General features: G+C 65.3%; 16 protein-coding genes. 9 read left to right on the top strand and 7 right to left on the bottom strand.

Annotation, left to right across the window (positions count from 1 at the left end; translation table 11 throughout):
* Nucleotides 1–43: 43 nt before the first annotated feature.
* Nucleotides 44–2,386, bottom strand: a complete 2,343-nt coding sequence (locus ACP7BL_RS13080) for a TonB-dependent receptor (RefSeq protein WP_426258537.1) — start codon at nucleotides 2,384–2,386, stop codon at nucleotides 44–46.
* Nucleotides 2,387–2,767: 381 nt separating this feature from the next.
* Between ACP7BL_RS13080 and ACP7BL_RS13075 the strand changes: the two genes are divergently transcribed.
* The 5 genes from ACP7BL_RS13075 to ACP7BL_RS13055 all read left to right on the top strand — a co-directional run bounded on the left by ACP7BL_RS13075 (nucleotide 2,768) and on the right by ACP7BL_RS13055 (nucleotide 6,615).
* Nucleotides 2,768–3,778, top strand: a complete 1,011-nt coding sequence (locus ACP7BL_RS13075; RefSeq protein WP_426258536.1) for a sensor histidine kinase — start codon at nucleotides 2,768–2,770, stop codon at nucleotides 3,776–3,778.
* A gap of 30 nt (nucleotides 3,779–3,808) precedes the next feature.
* On the top strand, nucleotides 3,809–4,993 hold the full coding sequence (locus ACP7BL_RS13070; RefSeq protein WP_426258535.1) for a molybdopterin molybdotransferase MoeA: 1,185 nt from the start codon (nucleotides 3,809–3,811) through the stop codon (nucleotides 4,991–4,993).
* A gap of 71 nt (nucleotides 4,994–5,064) precedes the next feature.
* Nucleotides 5,065–5,736 carry a transcriptional repressor LexA gene (gene lexA / locus ACP7BL_RS13065; RefSeq protein ID WP_341203615.1) on the top strand — a complete coding sequence of 224 codons (672 nt, stop codon included), beginning with the start codon at nucleotides 5,065–5,067 and terminating at the stop codon, nucleotides 5,734–5,736.
* Nucleotides 5,737–5,918: 182 nt separating this feature from the next.
* Nucleotides 5,919–6,257 carry a nuclear transport factor 2 family protein gene (locus tag ACP7BL_RS13060; RefSeq protein ID WP_310066536.1) on the top strand — a complete coding sequence of 113 codons (339 nt, stop codon included), beginning with the start codon at nucleotides 5,919–5,921 and terminating at the stop codon, nucleotides 6,255–6,257.
* Between the two features lie 133 nt (nucleotides 6,258–6,390).
* The gene (locus ACP7BL_RS13055; RefSeq protein WP_426258534.1) at nucleotides 6,391–6,615 is read left to right on the top strand and encodes a hypothetical protein; all 225 of its coding nucleotides are present in this window, start codon (nucleotides 6,391–6,393) and stop codon (nucleotides 6,613–6,615) included.
* 154 nt (nucleotides 6,616–6,769) lie between these two features.
* Here ACP7BL_RS13055 and ACP7BL_RS13050 read toward each other — a convergent pair whose 3' ends face one another.
* A complete protein-coding gene (locus ACP7BL_RS13050) occupies nucleotides 6,770–9,016 on the bottom strand; it encodes a ComEC/Rec2 family competence protein (RefSeq protein WP_426258533.1) in 2,247 nt (748 codons plus the stop codon).
* Nucleotides 9,017–9,044: 28 nt separating this feature from the next.
* On the opposite strand from ACP7BL_RS13050, the gene gltX reads away from it, so the two are divergent.
* Genes gltX through ACP7BL_RS13035 form a run of 3 tightly spaced genes read left to right on the top strand, consistent with a single transcriptional unit; the run spans nucleotide 9,045 to nucleotide 12,015 of the window.
* Nucleotides 9,045–10,517 (top strand): glutamate--tRNA ligase, encoded by a 1,473-nt coding sequence (gene gltX, locus ACP7BL_RS13045; protein ID WP_426258532.1) that lies wholly within the window; start codon nucleotides 9,045–9,047, stop codon nucleotides 10,515–10,517.
* A gap of 20 nt (nucleotides 10,518–10,537) precedes the next feature.
* Nucleotides 10,538–11,824 carry a citrate synthase gene (locus tag ACP7BL_RS13040; protein WP_033967370.1) on the top strand — a complete coding sequence of 429 codons (1,287 nt, stop codon included), beginning with the start codon at nucleotides 10,538–10,540 and terminating at the stop codon, nucleotides 11,822–11,824.
* Complete coding sequence (locus tag ACP7BL_RS13035; RefSeq protein WP_126845282.1) at nucleotides 11,821–12,015, top strand: hypothetical protein; 195 nt, start codon at nucleotides 11,821–11,823, stop codon at nucleotides 12,013–12,015. Before ACP7BL_RS13040 ends, ACP7BL_RS13035 begins: the two co-directional genes overlap by 4 nt.
* 30 nt (nucleotides 12,016–12,045) lie before the next feature.
* Here ACP7BL_RS13035 and ACP7BL_RS13030 read toward each other — a convergent pair whose 3' ends face one another.
* The 5 genes from ACP7BL_RS13030 to ACP7BL_RS13010 form a co-directional block, all read right to left on the bottom strand.
* Nucleotides 12,046–13,542: a globin-coupled sensor protein gene (locus ACP7BL_RS13030; protein WP_126845281.1), complete on the bottom strand. Its 1,497-nt coding sequence runs from the start codon at nucleotides 13,540–13,542 to the stop codon at nucleotides 12,046–12,048.
* Nucleotides 13,543–13,687: 145 nt separating this feature from the next.
* Nucleotides 13,688–15,082, bottom strand: coding sequence for a sensor histidine kinase (locus ACP7BL_RS13025; RefSeq protein WP_426258531.1), 1,395 nt, complete (start codon nucleotides 15,080–15,082; stop codon nucleotides 13,688–13,690).
* Entirely contained in the window at nucleotides 15,079–16,194 is a 1,116-nt protein-coding gene (locus ACP7BL_RS13020; RefSeq protein ID WP_033967369.1) for a DUF2336 domain-containing protein, read from the bottom strand. Before ACP7BL_RS13020 ends, ACP7BL_RS13025 begins: the two co-directional genes overlap by 4 nt.
* Before the next feature lie 35 nt (nucleotides 16,195–16,229).
* Nucleotides 16,230–17,390 carry a hypothetical protein gene (locus ACP7BL_RS13015; RefSeq protein ID WP_137902630.1) on the bottom strand — a complete coding sequence of 387 codons (1,161 nt, stop codon included), beginning with the start codon at nucleotides 17,388–17,390 and terminating at the stop codon, nucleotides 16,230–16,232.
* A 50-nt stretch (nucleotides 17,391–17,440) separates the two neighbouring features.
* Complete coding sequence (locus ACP7BL_RS13010; RefSeq protein WP_033967368.1) at nucleotides 17,441–17,734, bottom strand: hypothetical protein; 294 nt, start codon at nucleotides 17,732–17,734, stop codon at nucleotides 17,441–17,443.
* An 82-nt stretch (nucleotides 17,735–17,816) separates the two neighbouring features.
* On the opposite strand from ACP7BL_RS13010, the gene ACP7BL_RS13005 reads away from it, so the two are divergent.
* On the top strand, nucleotides 17,817–20,126 hold the full coding sequence (locus ACP7BL_RS13005; protein WP_426258530.1) for a hypothetical protein: 2,310 nt from the start codon (nucleotides 17,817–17,819) through the stop codon (nucleotides 20,124–20,126).
* Nucleotide 20,127 lies beyond the last annotated feature (1 nt).

The raw sequence follows: 20,127 nt of genomic DNA, 5'->3' as shown, positions 1-20,127 counted from the left end.
AAGTTGGGCGCGGCCCGCCGTAGCAGGCCGCGCCTTCAGCCCCTTAGAACTTGCCGCTCAGCGACACGCCGATGATGCGCGGGTCGTTGAACACGGCGGCATTGTAGTTGTCGAGCACGCCCTTGAGGTTCTTCTCATTGGTCAGGTTACGCACGAACACGGCCAGTTCGTACTTGTTCTCAGGGGCGGCATAACCGGCCTTCAGGCCAGCCTCGAAGGTGCCGTCCGAGGTATACTCGACCGTCTTGTACGGCACGAAGCTGGTATAGCCCTGCAGCGTGACGTCGCCCGCGAGGAACAGCTTGCCGCCATTGCCCAGCGGATAGTCATACCGGGCATTGGCATCGAGCTGATATTTCGGCGCGTCGGGCAGGACGTTGCCATTGATCTGCGCCAGCGTCGCCGCGCCGACATTGATCGTCGGGTTGAGCACGGTGCAGGTAACGACGCCGTTGAGCTTGCAGACCGGCGCATACACGCGCGTGTCGTTGATCTCGGTGTGCAGCACGCTGCCACCCAGGCCGAGCGTGAACTCGGGCACCGGACGCCAGGTCAGCTCCGCTTCGCCGCCCCACGCCTGCGCCTGATTGGCGTTGAACAACAGGCCGTTATTGTTGGCGTCGTTGCCATTCAATTGGATGTTGTGGACCTTGTAGTAGAAGCCCGTCGCGTTGAAGCGGAGCGTGTTGCCGAACAGGTTCGACTTGATGCCGGCTTCATACGAGGTGATCGTCTCCGACGTGGCCGTCACGAAGGCCGAGCTGAACACCGCGTTACGACCCTGGATCGTCGGCCCGCGGAAACCGTGCGAAACGCGCGCGAACACGTTCACGTTCGGCTCGACCGCATAGTTGAGGCTGCCTTCCCAGCTCGGCTGGGTATCGGCCAGGCGCACATAGCTCGCGGCCGCAGCCGGGAAGGTCGACACGCCGGCTGCGTTGCGCGGCGGCGTGACGAGGCGCGTGGTCTTCTCGTCATAGGTCACGCGCACGCCGCCGGTCAGCGTCAGCTTGGGGAGCAGCTCGTAGCTCGCCTGGCCAAAACCGGCATAGGACGTGTTGACGTTGCGCAGCACGACGAAGTTGTTCGGGTTCGGGTTGGTCCCGAACGAATTGTCGAGCAGGAAGAAACCGCGCTGGTCAAATTCGGTCGTATCGCGCGATTCGAAGTAGATGCCGCCGATCTGCCACTTGAAACGCCCGGTGCCGTTGCTGGCCAGCCGCACTTCCTCGCTTAGCTGGTCGAGATCGCGCACGCGGCCCTGGCTCTCGCCGTAGAACTTGCCGCCCGCGAAATTGACCGCAGCACCGCCATCGGTGTCGCCGCGGCTATAGCCCGACGTCGATTCATACGCGGTGATCGAGGTCAGCGTGACCGCGCCGAAATCGTTCTTCGCGTTGAACGAGCCGCCATAGGTCCGGTACGCTTGTGGGTTGTTATGGCCCTCATCGAGCGCGATGCTGTCGCGCGGTTCGGCGCTGACATCATTGGTGCCGAGCTTGATCGCGCCGCGATGGAAGATCGTCGACGTGCCCGAGTAATTGCGCGCATGCGCCGAAACGATGCCGGTGAAGCCGGTTTCGGGCGGGGTCAGCATCAACTGGAGGCGGACATCCTTTTCCTCGAACCCGCCGAGCTTGTTCTTGCCGCCGACGGTGCCGTCGTCGCTCGGGCCGGTATAGCTGTTGTCGATCCAGTTATCGCGACGCTGATACAGGCCCGACACGCGGAACGAGAGCACGTCCTTCACGATCGGCCCGCCGACGCCGGCGTCGACCGACACCGTGTTGTAGCTGCCATAGGACGCCGTCGCACGGCCTTCATAATCGTTGGTCGGCTTGTTGGTGTCGAACTTGATGATGCCGGCCGTGGTGTTCCGGCCGAACAGCGTGCCCTGCGGCCCGCGCAGCACTTCGATCTGGTTCACGTCGAACACCGGGTTCGACTTCAGCACGACATGCTCGAGCACGACGTCGTCCTGGATGATCGACACGGGCTGCGACGCGCCGAGGTAGAAATCGATATTGCCGAGGCCGCGAATGTAGAAGCGCGGGAAGATCTTGCCGGTGGTCGTCTCGGCATAGAGGCCGGGGACGCGGTTGGCGAGTTCGAGCAGCGTATCGCCGCCACCCGCCGTGAAGTTGCGCAGATCGGCACCCTGCAGCACGCCGACCGAAACCGGCACCTTCTGCAGGTTCTCGCTGCGACGTTGCGCGGTGACGACGATGTCCCCGAGATTATCGTCGGCGGCGGGCGTCTGCACCGCTGCGGCTGCGGCAGGAGCATCCTGCGCGCTGGCAGCGCTGGCACCGGCAAGCGCGACAAACGCGGTGCCGAACAGGAGTGCGGACTTGGCGACGAGTGATTTGGACACGATGTTCCCCATTTGTGAGTTTAGCGTACTGCGGACATGACAACACGCGCGCAGCCCCCTTTGCGGGTGTCTGCGCGATGCGCTCTGAGCGGGCTTCGACTTGGTAAAGTCTGGTTGCTGAGGCGCGGCTAGGCCGAGATTATGTCGCGATTGTGACAGTTTGGACCGAAGGCCGGGATTGACCCACGACTGTGGTTTCCGTGCAACTACCCTGTGCGTGTGCGACCAATGGGCCCGTTTGCGGCAAGCGCGCGCCTTCGCGTAAGGAAGGACAAGCTGACCGAGGAGGATCATCCGAATCTTGATCGAGAGCACTGCGCAGCCCCGAGGGAACTGGTACCTGGCCGAATGAATCACATACGACCGAACCTGCTGGAACGATTGCCGCTCCTGATGGACCGCCCCATCGCGGCTTACGCCCTCGCTACGGTGTCGGCCGTTCTGGCGGGACTTTTACGTAGCGCGCTGAACCCGTATTTCCCGCCGGGCTTTCCGTTTCTCACCTTCTTTCCGGCGGTCATCATCTCGGCGTTCCTGTGGGGTCGGGGGCCGGGCGTGCTGTCGGCGATTCTGTGCGGGCTTATCGCCTGGTATTTCTTCATCCCGCCGCTGTTCAGCTTTCAGATCGAGGTGACAACCGCGACCGCGTTGCTCTTCTATATCGGCGTCGTCGCGGTTGATATTGCGCTGGTCGATATGATGCAAAAGGCCAACGCCCGCCTGCGCGAAGAACGCGAACGCACGCGTGAACTGGCGGCCCAGCGCCTGGATCTGGTCGAACGCAGCAATGTGCTGTTCCACGAATTGCAGCACCGCGTGTCCAATAATTTGATGATGGTCGCCGCATTGCTCAGCGTGCAGCGTCGCGCGATCGCCGATGAAGCCGCCAAACAAGTCCTCGACAACGCCGTCCACCGCGTCCAGCTGATCGGGCGAATCCAGCGGCAATTGTATGACGTGAGCGGGGGACAGGTCGCCCTTCATGCCGTGGTCACCACATTGGTCGCCGATCTCGCCGAGGCCGGCGGGAAGCCCGGAATCGCGTGTCGCGTCGACGCGCAAACCGATCTCGTGCTCGATCCCAATGCGCTGATCCCGCTGGCGTTGATCCTGGCGGAGGCCGTCGCGAACGCCTTCGAACATGGCTTTGCCGATCGCGAAACCGGGCGGATCGACGTGGTCGTACAGCGCACCGACGACACGCTCGACCTCAGCGTTACCGACGATGGTGCCGGTTTGCCCGATGGGTTCGACATGACCCGCACGACCAGCCTCGGCCTGACCATCGCCAGCACCCTGGCGCGGCAATTGGGGGGACGGTTCGATGTCGCGGCAACGCCGACTGGCGGTACGATCACCCGGCTGACGATCGAGCGGATTGCCCCACCCGCGACGACCCGCTGATACCCGCCAGCCTTACCGGAAAGCATGACGATGGCCTCTCCTCTGATCTCCGTGTCCCATGCGCAAGCGCGCCTGTTCGCGCTTGGTGCCGCAGTACCGAGCGAAACGCTTCCACTGGCCGCGGCCGCCGGACGCTGGCTGGCAAGCGAGGTCTACGCCTTGCGAACCCAGCCCTATGCCGATCTCTCGGCGATGGACGGCTATGCAGTGCGGTTCGACGATTTGCCGGGGCCGCTGCGCGTGATCGGCGAAAGCGCCGCCGGACGCCCCTTTACCGGGACGTGCGGCGCGCACGAAGCGGTGCGCATCTTTACCGGTGCCGCCGTGCCGCCGGGGGCCGATAGCGTGCTCGTTCAGGAAGAAGCCGCGCGCGAGGGCGACAGCCTTACTCTGTCCGGCGATGGCCCGGTGCGCGGCGGCAATATCCGCCGCAGGGGGCTCGATTTCGCCAGCGGTGAGGTGCTCATCGCGAAGGGCGAGCGGCTGACAGCAGCGCGCGTCGCACTGGCGGCGATCGCCGGACACGCCGAATTGACGGTCGCGCGGCGGCTGCGCGTCGCGGTCGTTGCGAGCGGGGACGAACTGGTTGCGCCGGGTGCCAGCGGGCCACCCGATGCGCTGCCCGAATCCAACAGCGTGATGCTGGCGACGTTGCTTGGTGATTTGCCTGTCGACGTCCTTCGGCTCGGCATCCTGCCCGACCGGCTCGATGCCATCGCCGCCGCCTTTGCGGCGGTGGAAGCCGACATTCTCGTCACCACCGGCGGTGCCTCGGTCGGCGACCATGACCTGATCCGTCCCGCACTGGAGGCGGCAGGCGGGAGGATCGATTTCTGGCGGATCGCGCTGCGGCCCGGCAAGCCCATGCTGGCAGGGCGTTTGCGCGGGACTACGGTGCTGGGCCTGCCCGGCAACCCGGTGTCGGCCTTCGTCACCGCGACGGTGTTCCTGCGCCCGCTGATCGCGCATCTGAGCGGCGCGCGCGATGCGATGCCGGTTTTGCGCACGGCGATCCTCGGTTCGGCGTTGCCCGCCAACGGCGTGCGGCAGGATTATCTGCGAGCGGAGACGCGCGACGGGCGGGTGTATGTCGCGCAGCGCCAGGACTCGTCGTTGTTGCGGACGCTCGCCGAGGCCGATTGCCTGATTGCCCGTGCACCGCATACGCCAGCCGCCGAGCCCGGCGACTCGGTGGAAATCCTCGCGCTCCCGTAAAGCGCGCGCTTGACGCGTGATTTTTCGTTCCGTATAGGTTCGTTGTCTGTTCCGACGAAAGGGCCCGAGCGATGCTAACGCGCAAGCAGCATGAGCTGATCTGCTTCATCAACGACCGGCTTGATGAGACCGGGGTGTCGCCGTCGTTCGAGGAAATGAAGGAAGCGCTCGACCTCAAATCCAAATCGGGCGTCCACCGCCTGATCAGCGCGCTCGAGGAACGTCAGTTCATCCGCCGCCTGCCCAATCGAGCGCGCGCGCTCGAAGTGCTGAAAATGCCCGAGCGTGGCACCAACACACCGACCAAAACCACTGCTGCGCCCGCCGCCAATCTCCGCGCGATGCCGGAGCCCGCCAATGACGTGATCGAGATCCCGCTGCACGGCCGCATCGCCGCCGGTGTACCGATTGAGGCGTTCGAGGGTGCCTCGATGCTTGCCGTACCCGCCGCCCTGCTCGGCAGTGGCGAGCATTATGCGCTGGAAGTCGCCGGGGATTCGATGGTCGAGGCCGGCATCCTCGACGGCGATTATGCGCTGATCAAGCGCCAGGAGGTCGCGCGCGACGGCGAGATCGTCGTGGCGCTGATCGAGGAAAGCGAAGCCACCCTCAAATATTTCCGCCGCGAAGGCGCGATGATCCGGTTGGACCCGGCAAACCGGGCGTATGACCCGCAGCGTTATGCGCCCGCACAAGTGCGCGTGCAGGGCAAGCTGGCGGGGATTTTGCGGCGGTACGATTGAGGGGGAGCTCTGACGGGTTTCGCCCGATGGTCACCGCTCAAGATCCTGATCAGCGGCTCGATAGCTCTCCTTCCTTTGGAAGGGCTTGAACAGGCTGAACAGTCTCGTCCCAGGGATGTTATGAACAGCCAACCGGATTAACGCGGGAGGAAATTGTGTCGGAAGCGCCAGAAGTCGATCTGTTGCACGCGAGCATCCAACGCGTCTGGAACGAGCGTGACGACGTCGTCCGGCTCGCTGCAATCGACGAGATCTACCACGCGTATGCAACAATATTCGAGCCGGCCCGCGCAGTCAGCGGCCATAAAGCCATATCCGAGGTGGTGGCAGGTGTTCTTGCCGATATGCCGCCCGGTTTCCGCTTCGAAATCGATGGGCCTGGCCTCGGCCATCACGGCGTCGCAACGGCGCGGTGGAAGGGTGGCCCGCCCGGTGAAATCACGGTGACCGGTGTCGATGTTGCCCGTGAGAAAGACGGGAAGCTGATCGAACACTATTTCTTCTTCAATCCGTCGCAGTGAGACGCCGCAGAAGCAATCTTGTCTAAGGAGAGAAAGGGGGCAGGCACGTTAAAAAGCCATCTGCTTTCCGCCAATTGCGTAGATAGCCATCTTCAAGCATTCTACTATGGGCAAGTCCGGTGGGAAACACGACTTGAAGCGCGAGATTTGGTTTAAAAAGGTTCTATGGAGCTACATGCCCTGTAATCTGACGGGCCTCTTATTAATTTGTGGACTCGTCTTTATCGGGGTTGGCGGGGTTTTTGTGGGGCAGTGGGCGCTGCGAGCCGCCGATGTAGACGGTGCGGACGACTGGCCCTTTTTGCTGATAATCCCGACCGTTATCTCTGGCTGGATCATCGCAGAACGCCATAGTTAAGTTCATAGTGAGCCGCAGTTTGAACGACCGCTTCCCACCAAAATTTGGCCGCGCCGGGCGGGGAGGATGATGTCGGGCCAATTCTATACCGGTCGGTGTTTCAGATATGCTGCCGTCCGACGGGCGCTCCGCCTTCGCGCAACCGAGAAGCCCGTCATCGACGCCCGGCCATCGCTTGATCCCTTCTCCCACTCCCACCAAAGCGTCCGTGCCGTACCCCCGGCAATACCGGCATCGTCACCCACGGATGCCGGTCGCCCGCATGGCGCACCGTGCGAACCGACGCCGTGCCAAGCGCGATCGCCACTCCCCCGCTGCGGGCCAGCGTCGCCCGGTCGAGCCGTAGCCAGCGCGGTGCGCAGCGGCGCGGCAGGCGGCGTTCGCTGATGACGATGTCGGCCTCTGCGCACGCCGCCATCAGATCGGGCGCGGGGACGAGATAGGCGCTGCGCGTCGCGAGGATGCGCCAGTCGCGGCCGCCGGCGCGGCGCGTCATCAGGCACAGGTCGCGGCTGCAGCGCGCTTCGGGCTGTTCGGACATCAGCACCGGTAGGTCCTCAATCCCGCCATTCTCCGCCAGCATGTCGGCGGTGTAATCGCCGGTACGGTCGCGCAGCAGCGCCAGATCGCCGCGTGCTGTGCGGATCGCGACGTGGCGGCCGTCGCCCGTCACCAGCACGTCTGGCGCGGGCGTCAGCAGCGCCCATACCGCGCCGACCGCGAGCGGCAGCAGCCCCAACCGCCGCCAGCGCGTGCGCCATAACGCCAGCCACAGGCCACCCACCACCATCAGGGCGTAAGCAGCACCGGGCATGGCGGGCAGCGGCGCGACCGATCCGGGAATGGCGGCGGTGGTGTGCGCGATCCACAGCAGTAGATCGAGCGAGCGCGCCGTCGCCCACCAGAACGGTGCCCCCGCGCCGATGCAATCAAAGAGCAATGCCAGCGCCTCCAGCGGCATCGTCACGAAGGTGGTGAGCGGAATCGCCACGATATTGGCGACCGCGCCGTACACCCCGGCTTTCTGAAAGTGGAACAGCGAGATCGGCAGCAGCGCCAGTTCCACGACAAGGCCCGTCAGCAACAACGAAGCGAGCTCGCGCGCCAGCTTTGCCAGCCGAGATTGCTCGCGCGGGCCGAACCAGCCGCGGACCGCGGGGTGCTCGTTGAGCGCGATGATCGAGGCGACCGCGGCGAAGGACAGCTGGAAGCTCGGCCCCGCCAGCGCCTCGGGATAGAGCAGCAACACCACCACCGCGCCCGCCGCGACCAGCCGCAGCGTCAACGCCTCGCGCCCCAGCGCCAGCGCGATCAGCACGAACAGCGCGGCGACGCACGATCGGATCGTCGGCACTTCCGCCCCGGTCAGCAGCGTGTAGCCGATCGCCGCGAGCGCCCCCGCCCCCGCTGCAATCAGCGGCAAGCGCCAGCGCAAGGCCAGCCACGGGCTGAGCGCGAGCAGCCGCATCACCAGCACCATCACTGCGCCCACCGCCGCCGTGATGTGCAAGCCGCTGACCGAGAGCAAATGCGCAAGACCAGAGCGGCGCATCGCCTCATTATCGGCCATCGGAATGCTGCCCTGGTCGCCTGTAGCCAGCGCGGCGGCAATGCCCCCAGCCCCGCCCCCGCCCGCTTGCGCCTGAATATGCTGCGACAGCCGCACGCGCAGCCCTGCCGCCGCCGCTGTACCACCGCCCGCGACGATACGGATCGGCGCGAAGCCGCGCCCGGTCGCACCGATTCCGTCAAACCAGGCGGTGCGGGCATAATCATAGGCTCCGGGCACGGCGGGTTCGGGGGGCGGCATCAGCCGCGCCGACAACAACAGCGTGGCTCCCGGCGCCAGCCCGACTGGAACATCGGCGTCGGTCAAATTGACGCGCAGATGCGCGGGGAGCGTTGGCAGCGGCTGGGGCGGCCCGCGCCGTTCGGGCACCGCCAGCACCCGGATCGGCGCGAGCCGCACACGCACGAGCCCCCGCGCCACCAGCGGCTCCACCCGCTCGACCCGCGCGGAGAAGGTTGCGATCGTCGGGCGCGCCAGCACGCCCGCCGCGACTCGCTCGGCGCGGCCCCAGATCAGTGCCAGCCCAAGCAGGACGCAAAAACCGCCGACCGCAACCACCCGCGCCGCCCGCCCATGCCGCGCGAACGCCACGCCGCCAAGCGCCACCGCCACCGCAAGACACCCCACCGCACGCCACGCCACCGGATCGGGCAGCACGAACCACAGAGCGATCCCCGCCCCCAGCGCCACCGGCACCCACAAGGCCAGTTGGTCGCGCTCCGCCTCCAGCCACCGCTCGAGTCGGGCATTGACGGCGGCAAACCCCCGAAGCACGCCGATTTGAAGCGCGGGAAGGTGCGTGCTAGGGGCGCTGAAGGCTGATCCGGCCATCCATCCTCAAGTCTGGGAGCATGCGCGATTGAGCGCAATATCTGATCCCGCCACGGCCCCCGCCGTCGGCGCCACCACCACCCCCACCGACGCCACGGTCGTCACCCGGTTCGCGCCGTCGCCGACTGGCTTCCTGCACATTGGCGGGGCGCGCACCGCCTTGTTCAACTGGCTCTATGCGCGTCACCATGGCGGCAAGTTCCTGCTGCGCATCGAAGATACCGATCGTGCGCGCTCGACCCAGCCGGCGATCGACGCGATCCTGACGTCGATGCGCTGGCTCGGGCTCGATTGGGACGGCGAGGAAGTGTTCCAGTTCGCCCGTGCGGCGCGCCATGCCGAGGTCGCTTATCAATTGCTGGCGGCGGGCCAGGCGTACAAATGCTTCGCCACCGCCGACGAGCTGACCGAAATGCGCGAGGCGCAAAAAGCGGCAGGCAAGCCGATGCGCTATGACGGCCGCTGGCGCGACCGTTCGCCCGACGAGGCCCCCGAGGGCGCGCCGTTCGTCGTGCGACTGAAGGCCCCGCGCGAGGGTGCCACCACGATCGAGGATCGCGTCCAGGGCAGCGTCACCGTGCAGAATGCCGAGCTCGACGATTTCGTCCTGCTGCGCTCGGACGGCACGCCGACCTATATGCTGGCGGTGGTGGTCGACGATCACGACATGGGCGTCACCCACATCATCCGTGGCGACGACCATCTCAACAACGCCTTCCGCCAGCTTCCCATCATGCGTGCCATGAATGCGATCGAGGGCGGCTGGCCCGACCCGGTCTATGCGCACATTCCGCTGATCCACGGGTCGGACGGTGCCAAGATGTCCAAGCGCCACGGCGCGGTCGGCGTCGAATTCTATCGCGACGAACTTGGCATTTTGCCCGAAGCATTGGAAAATTATCTGCTGCGGCTCGGCTGGGGGCATGGCGATGACGAAGTCATCAGCCGCGACCAGGCGATCGCGTGGTTCGATCTGGACGGCGTCGGCAAATCACCTGCACGTTTCGATTTGAAGAAACTCGAGAATTTGAACGGCCAGTATATTCGCCAGGCCGACGATGCGCGCCTGGCTGAGCTGGTTGCGCCACGACTCGAGGTCACGCCGAACTCGGAACAGCTCGATCTTCTGCGTCGCAGCATGGCATCGCTGAAACCGCGCGCGGCCAATCTCAATGAATTGGCCAGCGGTGCTGGCTTTCTTTTTCGCACTCGCCCCCTTGAGATGGATCACGATGCGACAGCGCTGCTGTCGGGTTCTGCCCCCGCATTGCTCGCCCAGCTGCACGCGGCGCTTGACGCGGTCGAAGACTGGGATACGGAGGCGCTCGAAGCTGCGGTTCGGCAGGTCGCCGACGATGCAGGGGTCAAGCTCGGTCAAGTCGCGCAACCGCTGCGCGCCGCACTGACCGGACGCAAGACCTCGCCTGGGATCTTCGACGTGCTCGACTTGCTCGGGCGCGACGAGAGCCTGGGGCGTATCGCCGACCAGATGGCCGCATAGACGTCACGAAAGGACGACCGATGACTGACACTGTCAAGCTGAACGCCGCGGACAAGGATCTCGATTTGAAGGTCCTGCACGGTAGCGTGGGTCCGGACGTGATCGATATTCGAAAACTCTATGCCCAGACTGGTATGTTTACCTACGATCCGGGCTTCACCTCGACCGCAAGCTGCGATTCGGCGATCACCTATATCGATGGCGATGAGGGCGTACTGCTCCACCGCGGTTACCCGATCGGGCAGTTGGCCGAACAGTCGAGCTTCATGGAGGTGTGCCACCTCCTCCTGAACGGCGAGCTGCCGACCAAGGACGAACTCGACAAGTTCACCTACACGATCAGCCGCCACACGATGCTGCACGAGCAGCTCGCGACCTTCTATCGCGGTTTCCGGCGGGACGCGCATCCGATGGCGATCATGTGCGGTGTCGTCGGCGCGCTTTCGGCCTTCTATCAGGATTCGGCCGACATCACCGATCCGCAGCAGCGCATGATCGCGAGCCACCGGTTGATCGCCAAGATGCCGACGATCGCGGCGATGGCGTATAAATATTCGATCGGCCAGCCGTTCATGAGCCCCAAGAACGACCTCAGCTACACCGGCAACTTCCTGCGCATGACCTTCGGCGTGCCCGCAGAGGAATATGTCGTCGATCCGGTGATCGAAAAGGCGATGGACCGTATCTTCATCCTCCACGCCGACCATGAGCAGAACGCGTCGACCTCGACCGTCCGCCTCGCGGGTTCGTCGGGTGCCAATCCCTTCGCGTGCATCGCGGCGGGCATCGCCTGCCTGTGGGGCCCGGCGCATGGCGGTGCCAATGAAGCCGCGCTCAACATGCTGCGCGAAATCGGCACGGTCGACCGCATCCCCGAGTACATCGCGCGCGCCAAGGACAAGAACGATCCGTTCCGCCTGATGGGCTTCGGCCATCGCGTGTACAAGAATTACGATCCGCGCGCGACCGTGATGCAGCAGACCGTGCGGGAAGTGTTCGCCGCGATGAAGGTGTCGGACCCCGTGTTCGACGTCGCGCTGAAGCTCGAGGAAATGGCGCTGAGCGACCCGTACTTCATCGAAAAGAAGCTGTTCCCGAACGTCGATTTCTATTCGGGCGTCATCCTCTCGGCGATCGGTTTCCCGACGACGATGTTCACCGCGCTGTTCGCGCTCGCGCGCACCGTCGGCTGGGTCGCGCAGTGGAACGAGATGATCGCCGATCCGGAGCAGAAGATCGGCCGTCCGCGTCAGCTCTACACGGGCCCGACGCAGCGCGATTACGTGCCGCTCGACGCCCGCTCGTGAAAGCGGTGAAGGCGCTCGCCCTGGTGGCGGGCGTCGTCCTGCTGGCCTTCGGGCTGCTGTTTGCGGGCCAGGGCCTTGGCATCATCCTGTGGCCCGCGTCGAGCTTCATGCTCGCTCAGCGCGAATGGGCGGTGTACGGCGCGCTTATCGCGCTGGCGGGCGTTGCGCTGCTGTGGTGGTCGCGGCGCTGAGCGTTGGTCGCACGCAGGCATATTCGGCGTTTATTGAACCGAAGTACTGCCTGCGGCATTAACGGCGCGGCCGTTCGCACGAGATGGGCGACGAGCGGCGGGGCGTGCCGTCTCCCCGGTATTTCCCGTCTTGAACCGCTCGGTCTGCTGCGCAAGCGATCCCACCTCGGCGGTCAGGTTGCGCGCCGCTGCCGACGTTTCCTCGACCATCGCGGCGTTCTGCTGCGTTGTGCGATCCATCGAGCTGATCGCGCTTGAGATTTCGCTGAGCGCCGACGACTGTGCGGCGGCATCGTCCGCCATCGAGCCGAGCAGATGGTGCACCTTCTCCACATCGCCCGAGATGTTGGTCAGCGACGTATCGACATTTTTCACGGCATGGACTGCGGTTCCGATATCGGCCTGAGTCACGGTCAACTGATCGCGGGCGCGCTTCGCCTCTTCCTCGGCGCGCATCGCAAGGGCCGAAACCAGATCGGCAACGACCGCGAAGCCCCGCCCGGAATCTCCGGCGCGCCCCGCTTCGACCGCCGCGTTCATGGCCAGAACGCGCGTTTGAAACGCAATCTTGTCGAGGCCTTCGATTACGGAATCGATGCCCTTGGCGCTTTCACCGACACGGATCATGGCTTGGACCGCCTGGTCTGCGGTCGCGCGACCGTTGGCGACAGTGTCGGTCGCCTGCTGCGCACGGTTGACCGTCTCGGCCGTCGCGGCGGCGGTAGCCCTGAGCCGCGAGTCGATCTGCACAAGCGATGCCGACGTCTGCTCAAGACTGGCGGCAGTGCCCTCGGTCCGCCGCGCAAGGTCTTCCGACGCGTGGGCGATTTCCGAAGAGCCGGTACGAATACCAGCGCTGCTCGCCACCACGCTACCGATCAATCCACGCAAGGACGTAAGCGCCTGGTTGAAGCTCGTCTCGATCGCGGCAAAGGCCGACGGCATGTTTGCAATGTCGTTGCTCAGATCGCCGTCGGCAAGCGCGGCCAAAGCCTGCGACAGGCTTTCGATTGCTCTGTTGCGCTCTGCTTGCGCTTCTTCGAAGTAGATCGAAACCGACAATTCCATGTCGAGTAAGGCGGCCTTGACGATCGCGCTGCTGGCATCGGCTGCGCTCGGACCGCGGAAGAGCGACAACAGGCGCCGCCACGGCGACAAATGGCGCGCGATTCCGGCGATCAGATTTTCCAGGACGAGCCCGTAGGCACCGATATACCAGCGCGGCTCAAGGCCGATGCGGGCATGGACCGCGCCGATGCGGCGGACGCTGGCGTGAAAATCCTGATCGAACGTGCCCGTCGCGATACGCGTCCAGTGGCTTTCCTGTGCCCGCTTGGCATGAGCCATATGCTGGTCGTCGCGGAAAAAAGCCGCGGTTTCCGGGGTCCTTCGGGCAGTGTGATAGAAACGGTCCAGTGCCGGACCAAGCAAAGTTCGAACTACCGGTTGTAGCTCCGCCAATACGGCCCGCTGCTGTTCGTCAATCGCCATGAAATCCAGGCGGGTTTGAACATCCTTGTCAATCATGTAGAATTGTCCCGATGTATTGGCACCGTTCGGCCCCTCATCGCTTTATAGACTACGAAATTAGACAATCGGACTCGACAGGCGCATTTTTGTGCGACCTTTCACTAGGCCAATAATGCGAGTGTCGCCAAAGTCCGCGGGTTTATCAGCGGCCCGGCAGGGTGAATACAAACCGTGCACCTTGCCCTGGGGCCGAATCCACCGTCACGTCGCCGCCCATCGCGCGCGCCAAACGGCGCGCTATGTAAAGCCCGAGCCCGCTGCCACCGACCTCGCGCGGATCGACGCGTTCGAACTTTTCAAAAATGCGGGCCTGATCCGCTAGCGCGATGCCCTTCCCCTGATCCGCGACGATCACCGCTGCAACTGTGCCTTCGCGCTCCGCGCGCACCCAGACCATCCCGTCGGTCGGCGAATAGCGAACGGCGTTGCCGATCAGATTGACCAACACTTGGAGGGCGCGACGGAATTCTCCGGTCGCGGCCAGTGTCTCGCCCAGCGACGGGCGGTCGATCCGCACCTTCGCTTCGGATGCGCGGACCTGCAGCAATCCTGCGGCGCGGCGTGCCACGTCGGCCAGGTCGATGGCTTCCTTGGCCACCACGAAATCGGGCCGCTCGATCGCCTGGAGATCCACCAGATCGTCGACCAAGCCCATCAAGTGCCGCCCGGCGCTGGCAATGTCGGCGGCATAATCGGCGTAGTCCTGCCGCAAAGGCCCTTCCGACTGGGCATGAATGCTGTCGGCATTGGCGATGATGCGATCGAGCGGCGCGCGCAGCGCTTGATCCAGCCGCATCGCAAAAGCGGTGGTGACGGCATCCGCAGCTGCGGGCGCAGCGGGCGGGATCACCGTCGGCGGAACGCTGTCGTCCAGCGCATACGCTGCACCGACAAAGCCGGAAAAGGCCCCATGGGCGTCGGTCCGTGGCGTGGCGGCAAGACGAACGCGATGCCCGGTCGCGCGAATCGTCGCCACTTGATCGTCGAAGCGTTGCTGCAACGCCAACCCGCCGAGAATCGGGAAGACCCCGCCATCCCCCTCCCCCAGTACGAACAAGCGGGTGACCGGCTGGCCCAGCATTGCTCCGGCATCGAAGCCATAACGTGCCCCGGCCGACAGCGACAGGAAGGTCAGCCGCAACGCGCTGTCGGTTTCCCACAGCCAATCGCCCTCGCTTCGCAGAAAGTCGGTGGCGCGCTCCTCGGCCGCCGCCGCCGGATGCCATGCCGCGCGACTGCGCCAGCCGGTGATGTGCAAACGGACATTGCCCGACGTCGCAGCGGATTCGGGCTCGGCCCGGACCCACAATTCCAGATCATCCGGCCCATCCGCCGCAACCACGCCGCGCGATACCAGAATACCAAGCCGCTGCGCCAACCGCGCGAGCGCGGCGATTTGGGGCACCGCCAGCGGCTGCCCGATGTCGCCACCGGCGCGCGCGTTGAGATCATGAAGGCGCTGATCCGCCTCGACCAGACGCCCGTCCCGATCGACCATGCCGCGCACCGGCGGCAACATTGGCTCACTCACGTTCATTGGTGCGTCCTCCGCCCCAGTGCCACCAGGGCCGCACGATAATCGCGATGCAGCAACAATGGGGCAAGGGCGTGGCGGGCCGTCGCGGGGGAAATCGCCAGAATGTCGTCAATCCCGTCGGCGAAACGATCGAGGTTTCGAGCCGGGTCCGCCTCGCAAAGCGCAAGCCCGATCCGCGCGATCGCCGCACGATCCAGTTCCAGCGCCCGTAACACCAGCCAGAACCGGCTGCCGTCGCGATCGAGAACGATCTCGCGCGCGTCGCTATAATCAAGCCCCAGCGCGCGCGCGAGCAACGCGATGAACAGCGAGAGACGCCGATCGGCCAGCGCCTCGACCAGGAGGATCGCCAATTCGCTCGCCTGTGGATCGAGCGCGCTGGCCAGGCGCAGCGCTGTGGCTTCCAGCCGATCGCCCTCATCATGCGCGGCGATGCTGCGAAGCGCGGCATCGACCAATGCGCGATCAAGCAGCGCTTGCGATTCGCTTTCCAGCGGCCCCATGCTCTCGCGGATCGCCGCCGCGACCCACCAGATGACTCGGTGATGCAGCTCGGCGGGAAGATCGGTAACGGCAGGCTGGCCGGGGGTGGGCGCAACCCGGCGACGGCTTTCCGCCGTCATCAAGGCGACGGCACTGGCCGAGATAACGCGATCTGCCGCACCGGCAAGACGTGGCAACAGGCTCGGACGGTCGGGATCGTCGGGCGATTCACCTGACAATGCATCGGTCAGAAGATCCTGTTGGACGCGGCCAAGCAGCTCTCGCATCAGTTCGGGATCGCGCAAAACGCCGGCTTGCGCCAGGCGCTGAAAAATCGACGGTTCCTCCGCTTCAATGGCGGCGGACAGGGGCGCTGCCTCGCGCGCCAGCAGCAAACGAGCGGCGTGGTGGCGCAACGCGCCTTCTACCGCCTGGACCAGATCGCCGAGCGTCGCCGCCATCGCGATTCGCGTGCGATCGTCCAGTCGCGCGGCATCTGCCAGGAAAAAGTCTGCAATGGCCACGCGCAGCCGATCGTCGGCGTGCGAATCCGCCGTCGCTGCCCGTGTGAGCAGTGCCGTGACGGCCCGATCGGCCGCGTCATCCTTGTCGCCACATTCATTCGACATGATCTCGGCAATAAGGGGTTGTCGTTAAAGCGAGACTAAGGCTTTTCGAGAAAGCCCTCAATGGCGACCGCCAGCGTCACGACAGCGTATAGTGCGGCAGCGCCTAGCGCGAACAGCGGCTGCCCCACCGCCAACAGCGGCAGCATAACCAGCGGATAGGCGACGGGGCTGGCCCATAAACGCCGGACCGGTGCCGATCCGGCGATCCGTTCGAGCAGAGCCGCAATGATAATGAAGGCAAATGCGAGGATCAGACCGGCCGGTCGATCTGCGCCATAGCCGACCAGCAGGGCGGCCACCGCGACAATTGCCGGGGTGGCATGCGTCGCGAGGCGCGCCACCGCGCCCTCGTCGCGGACCCAGGCCAGCGCCGCTGCGATCGCGGCGATGGCAATGGCAAGGTACGTCACTGCCATCCCGGCCGCAGCGTGCCCAAGAAAAATCGTCAACCAACCGCCAAGCGCAACGGCCACGCCCCCCGCCAGCAACGCGATCGATCCGACGCCGCGCGTCATCAGCGGTGGCAATATCAGGCGAACGAGCGGCGACAGCAAAAAGCGTTCGGCCCAACGCGCCGGTTTGCTGACCAGCGCCGCGACTGTTCCATTGCCACGCGCGGCCAGAGCCTGCGTACTGCGCTCGATACTGTGCCCGGGGGCCATATGCGGATCGAGCCGGACCTGATCCGCCGCCGCCTGCGCCGCAACCCGCAGCAAGGTCGACTGAAAATCGTAATCCCGCGGCAAGGCGGCGACTTCGGCAATGCGCTTGCAATCCAGCAAGGCGAGGCCCGCCCACGCCACATTGGCCCCGACACGTTCATAATGCGGATCCATCTGGTCGGTGACCAGCAGCGTATCCTGCGGCGCGGCGGCGATCGCCTGGACGACGTCGCCCGTGGTCACCACGCCGTCCGCGACGACAAGCACGCGCGCGAGCGGATGGAGTTTTTCCAGCACTTCGCGCGCACTGCGCACAGCGTCGACCGATACGCCGCGCCGCCCGATGCGGCTGATCGCGCCCAGCAATTCCGGCGTCATCCGCGCGACGACAAGAATGATGTGGGTCGCGCCCGCCGCCACCAATAAGCGCGCCTGGAACTCGATCAGCGTCAACCCGCCAAAAGGCAGTGTCGCCGCGAGTACACCCGCGCGATCATCGGCATCTTCGGTCGCAAAAATCAATCCAGCCAGCATCGCCTAGCTGTTAGGGGCTCGACTCGATTAAGGCAAAGCCCGCAAAACGATCACAGCCGCTCCACTGCGCGGCGCAAGCGCCGCATCAGCGCGGGGTCATGCGCAGTCGCCTCTGCCGCCTCGGTCGCGATCGCCATCAGCCGGATTGCCCCGAAACTCGCCGCGAGGCCGCGCATCCGCCATGCCGCAGCCCGCCATGCCTCGTCACCCTGTGCCGCGTCGAGCACGCCCAATCCGCGCTCGACGCTCTCCAGAAATGCGCCGCGCAGTTCCGCGATCAGGGCGGGCTCATCGCCCACCGCTGCCGCCAAGGTCGCATCGATTGCACCGGGATCATAGGCCATTGCGCCCGTCTAGCGGGGGAAGCGTTAAGACAAGGTTTCGCTATTCGCTTTGAACTGGCGACTTTCGTGATAAACAAGCATGATGAACGGGGGTTCTCGCATCATAGACCTGCGGCCGCACAGCGCCGCGCCACCCGCCGAAGCCGACGCGGAAGAAGCTGTGGCAATGGCGGAGTTTGCGCCCATGCCGGAGGATCCCATCGAACTGACCGAAGCGATTGACGATGAGCTACCGTCGCGGTCGGTGCCGTGGCTCCCGATTTTGGGGATGCTCGCATCGCTGGGGTGGATCGGCGCGATGCTGTGGTTGTCGCGGGACAGCTTGGCCACGCTGACGCCGCCTGCGCTGGTCAATTTCGTGGCCGGGCTGTGCGTGCCGCCGGCATTGATCGCGATTTTACTGGTACTGGCGCTTCGCACCAGCACCGCCGAGGCGCGTCGCTTCGGACAGACGGCACAGGCGATGCGCGCCGAGGCCGCCAGCCTCGAACGCACCGTCGCGGCCCTGGCGCACAGCATCGAGAGCAACCGCGCGAACCTGGCCGAGCAAACCGGTGCCCTGATGGCGTTGGGCGACGGAGCGGTTGCGCGGATGGCCTCGATCGGGTCGGGCCTGACCGCGCAAATCACGACCGCCGACGCCCATGCGGCAACCTTGGCTACGGCGGCCGACCAGGCGCATACGCGGCTCGAAGTGCTGCTGGCGCTGTTGCCGCGCGCGCATAACGAGACCGACGGGCTGGCGCAGTTGCTCAAGGAGACGGGCGTTACCGCGAGCGAACATGCCGCCGCGCTCGACGCCCAGCTCACCGCGCTGGCGGAGCGCGGGCGTGAGGCCGATGCCGTGGCAAACGGGGCTGCCCAGAAGCTCGCGGCGCATATCACGCGGATGGAAGTGACCAGCGAGACCGCCGGCGCGCGGCTGGAACAGGTCACCGGCGACATGTCGCATGCGGTGGACGGGCTGCTCGGTCGCACTGCCGACGCCGTCGACGAAGCTCGCAAGGGGATCGCTGCGCAGGGCGAAGCCATGCTGGCGATGCTTGGCACCAACCAGGCCGCGCTCGAGCGCGCCGCACACGACAGTGCCGAAGGCCTGGCGGCGCGCATCGCCGAGATCGAAACCCTGATCGATCGCGTCGCCGCCCGCCTCGCCGATCAACGTGCGGCCAGCGACACCATCGTCGAAGAGATCGACCAGGGACTCGTCCGCGTTTCCGAAACCTTCGAGACGCTCCATGACCGGGGTATTCAACGGACCCAGTCGCTGGCAGCATCGATCAGCGCGCTCGGCGGATCGGCCGATGCGATGACCGAAGCGCTCAAGACCGGCGACGAAATGGCGACACATGCCATCGCCTCGACCGAACATTTGCTGATGGCGCTCGATTCCGCCGCCCGCGAGATCGACGAGACCCTGCCCGAAGCGCTGGCCCGCCTCGACGACCGCCTTGGCGTCAGCCGCAAGATCGTCGGCCAGGCCAAGCCCGAATTGCTGTCGCTGGTGACGGCTGCGGAGAGCACGCACGACGCGATCGAATCGATCGCCCATGTCATCGCGCTCCAGCGCGACACCGTCAACGAACTGGCGAGCACGCTGCTCGACACGCTGTCCGACGGCAAGATCAAGGCCGATGCGCTGGGCGAAATGGTCGACGATACGATCGGGCGCACGCATCGCTTTGCCGAAGACGCCGCCCCCCGGCTGGTCGAGGCACTGCTGCGCGTTCGCGATACCGCCAGCGCCGCGGCCGACCGTGCGCGCGAAACGCTCGCAACCGTCATCCCCGAGGCGGCGCACGCTTTGGAACAGCAAAGCGCCGCCGCGATGGAACGCGCGACCCGCGTCGCGGTCGAACGTCAACTCGCCAGCATCGGAGAAGCGGGCGAAGCCGCCGCCGACGCCGCCGCGCGTGTATCCGAACGGCTTACGCAGCAAATGCTCGCCATCGCCGATTCAACCGCTTCGGTCGAAAGCCGCCTGCAGGATGCGCGCGCCGAGCGTGAAAATGCCGATCAGGAAACGCTGGCGCGCCGTGTTTCTTTGCTGATCGAATCGCTCAATTCCGCTTCGATCGACATCGCCAAGACCTTCTCCACAGACGTGTCGGACAGCGCCTGGTCAGCCTATCTCAAGGGCGATCGCGGGGTGTTCACGCGCCGCGCAGTACGCCTGCTGGATAGTGCCGAAGCGCGCGAGATTGCGCGCCTGCACGAAGAGGATCCGGCCTTCCGGGAGCAGGTCAATCGCTACATTCACGATTTCGAGGCGATGCTCCGCACGATCCTGTCGCAGCGCGATGGCTCCCCGCTTGGGGTTACGATCCTGTCGTCCGACATGGGCAAGCTGTACGTCGCGCTGGCACAGGCGATCGAACGCCTGCGTGCCTGAT

The organism is Sphingomonas sp. DC1600-2, assembly GCF_049897605.1.
Taxonomy (GTDB): domain Bacteria; phylum Pseudomonadota; class Alphaproteobacteria; order Sphingomonadales; family Sphingomonadaceae; genus Sphingomonas.
This window is presented reverse-complemented; position numbering and strand designations above follow the sequence as displayed.

What these genes read in the sequence shown, in the direction of transcription:
- ACP7BL_RS13080 (WP_426258537.1), bottom strand. Translation starts at nt 2,386, where the DNA reads ATGGGGAACATCGTGTCCAAATCACTCGTCGCCAAGTCCGCACTCCTG.
- ACP7BL_RS13075 (WP_426258536.1), top strand. Translation starts at nt 2,768, where the DNA reads ATGGACCGCCCCATCGCGGCTTACGCCCTCGCTACGGTGTCGGCCGTT.
- ACP7BL_RS13070 (WP_426258535.1), top strand. Translation starts at nt 3,809, where the DNA reads ATGGCCTCTCCTCTGATCTCCGTGTCCCATGCGCAAGCGCGCCTGTTC.
- lexA (WP_341203615.1), top strand. Translation starts at nt 5,065, where the DNA reads ATGCTAACGCGCAAGCAGCATGAGCTGATCTGCTTCATCAACGACCGG.
- ACP7BL_RS13050 (WP_426258533.1), bottom strand. Translation starts at nt 9,016, where the DNA reads ATGGCCGGATCAGCCTTCAGCGCCCCTAGCACGCACCTTCCCGCGCTT.
- ACP7BL_RS13040 (WP_033967370.1), top strand. Translation starts at nt 10,538, where the DNA reads ATGACTGACACTGTCAAGCTGAACGCCGCGGACAAGGATCTCGATTTG.
- ACP7BL_RS13030 (WP_126845281.1), bottom strand. Translation starts at nt 13,542, where the DNA reads ATGATTGACAAGGATGTTCAAACCCGCCTGGATTTCATGGCGATTGAC.
- ACP7BL_RS13025 (WP_426258531.1), bottom strand. Translation starts at nt 15,082, where the DNA reads ATGAACGTGAGTGAGCCAATGTTGCCGCCGGTGCGCGGCATGGTCGAT.
- ACP7BL_RS13020 (WP_033967369.1), bottom strand. Translation starts at nt 16,194, where the DNA reads ATGTCGAATGAATGTGGCGACAAGGATGACGCGGCCGATCGGGCCGTC.
- ACP7BL_RS13015 (WP_137902630.1), bottom strand. Translation starts at nt 17,390, where the DNA reads ATGCTGGCTGGATTGATTTTTGCGACCGAAGATGCCGATGATCGCGCG.
- ACP7BL_RS13010 (WP_033967368.1), bottom strand. Translation starts at nt 17,734, where the DNA reads ATGGCCTATGATCCCGGTGCAATCGATGCGACCTTGGCGGCAGCGGTG.
- ACP7BL_RS13005 (WP_426258530.1), top strand. Translation starts at nt 17,817, where the DNA reads ATGAACGGGGGTTCTCGCATCATAGACCTGCGGCCGCACAGCGCCGCG.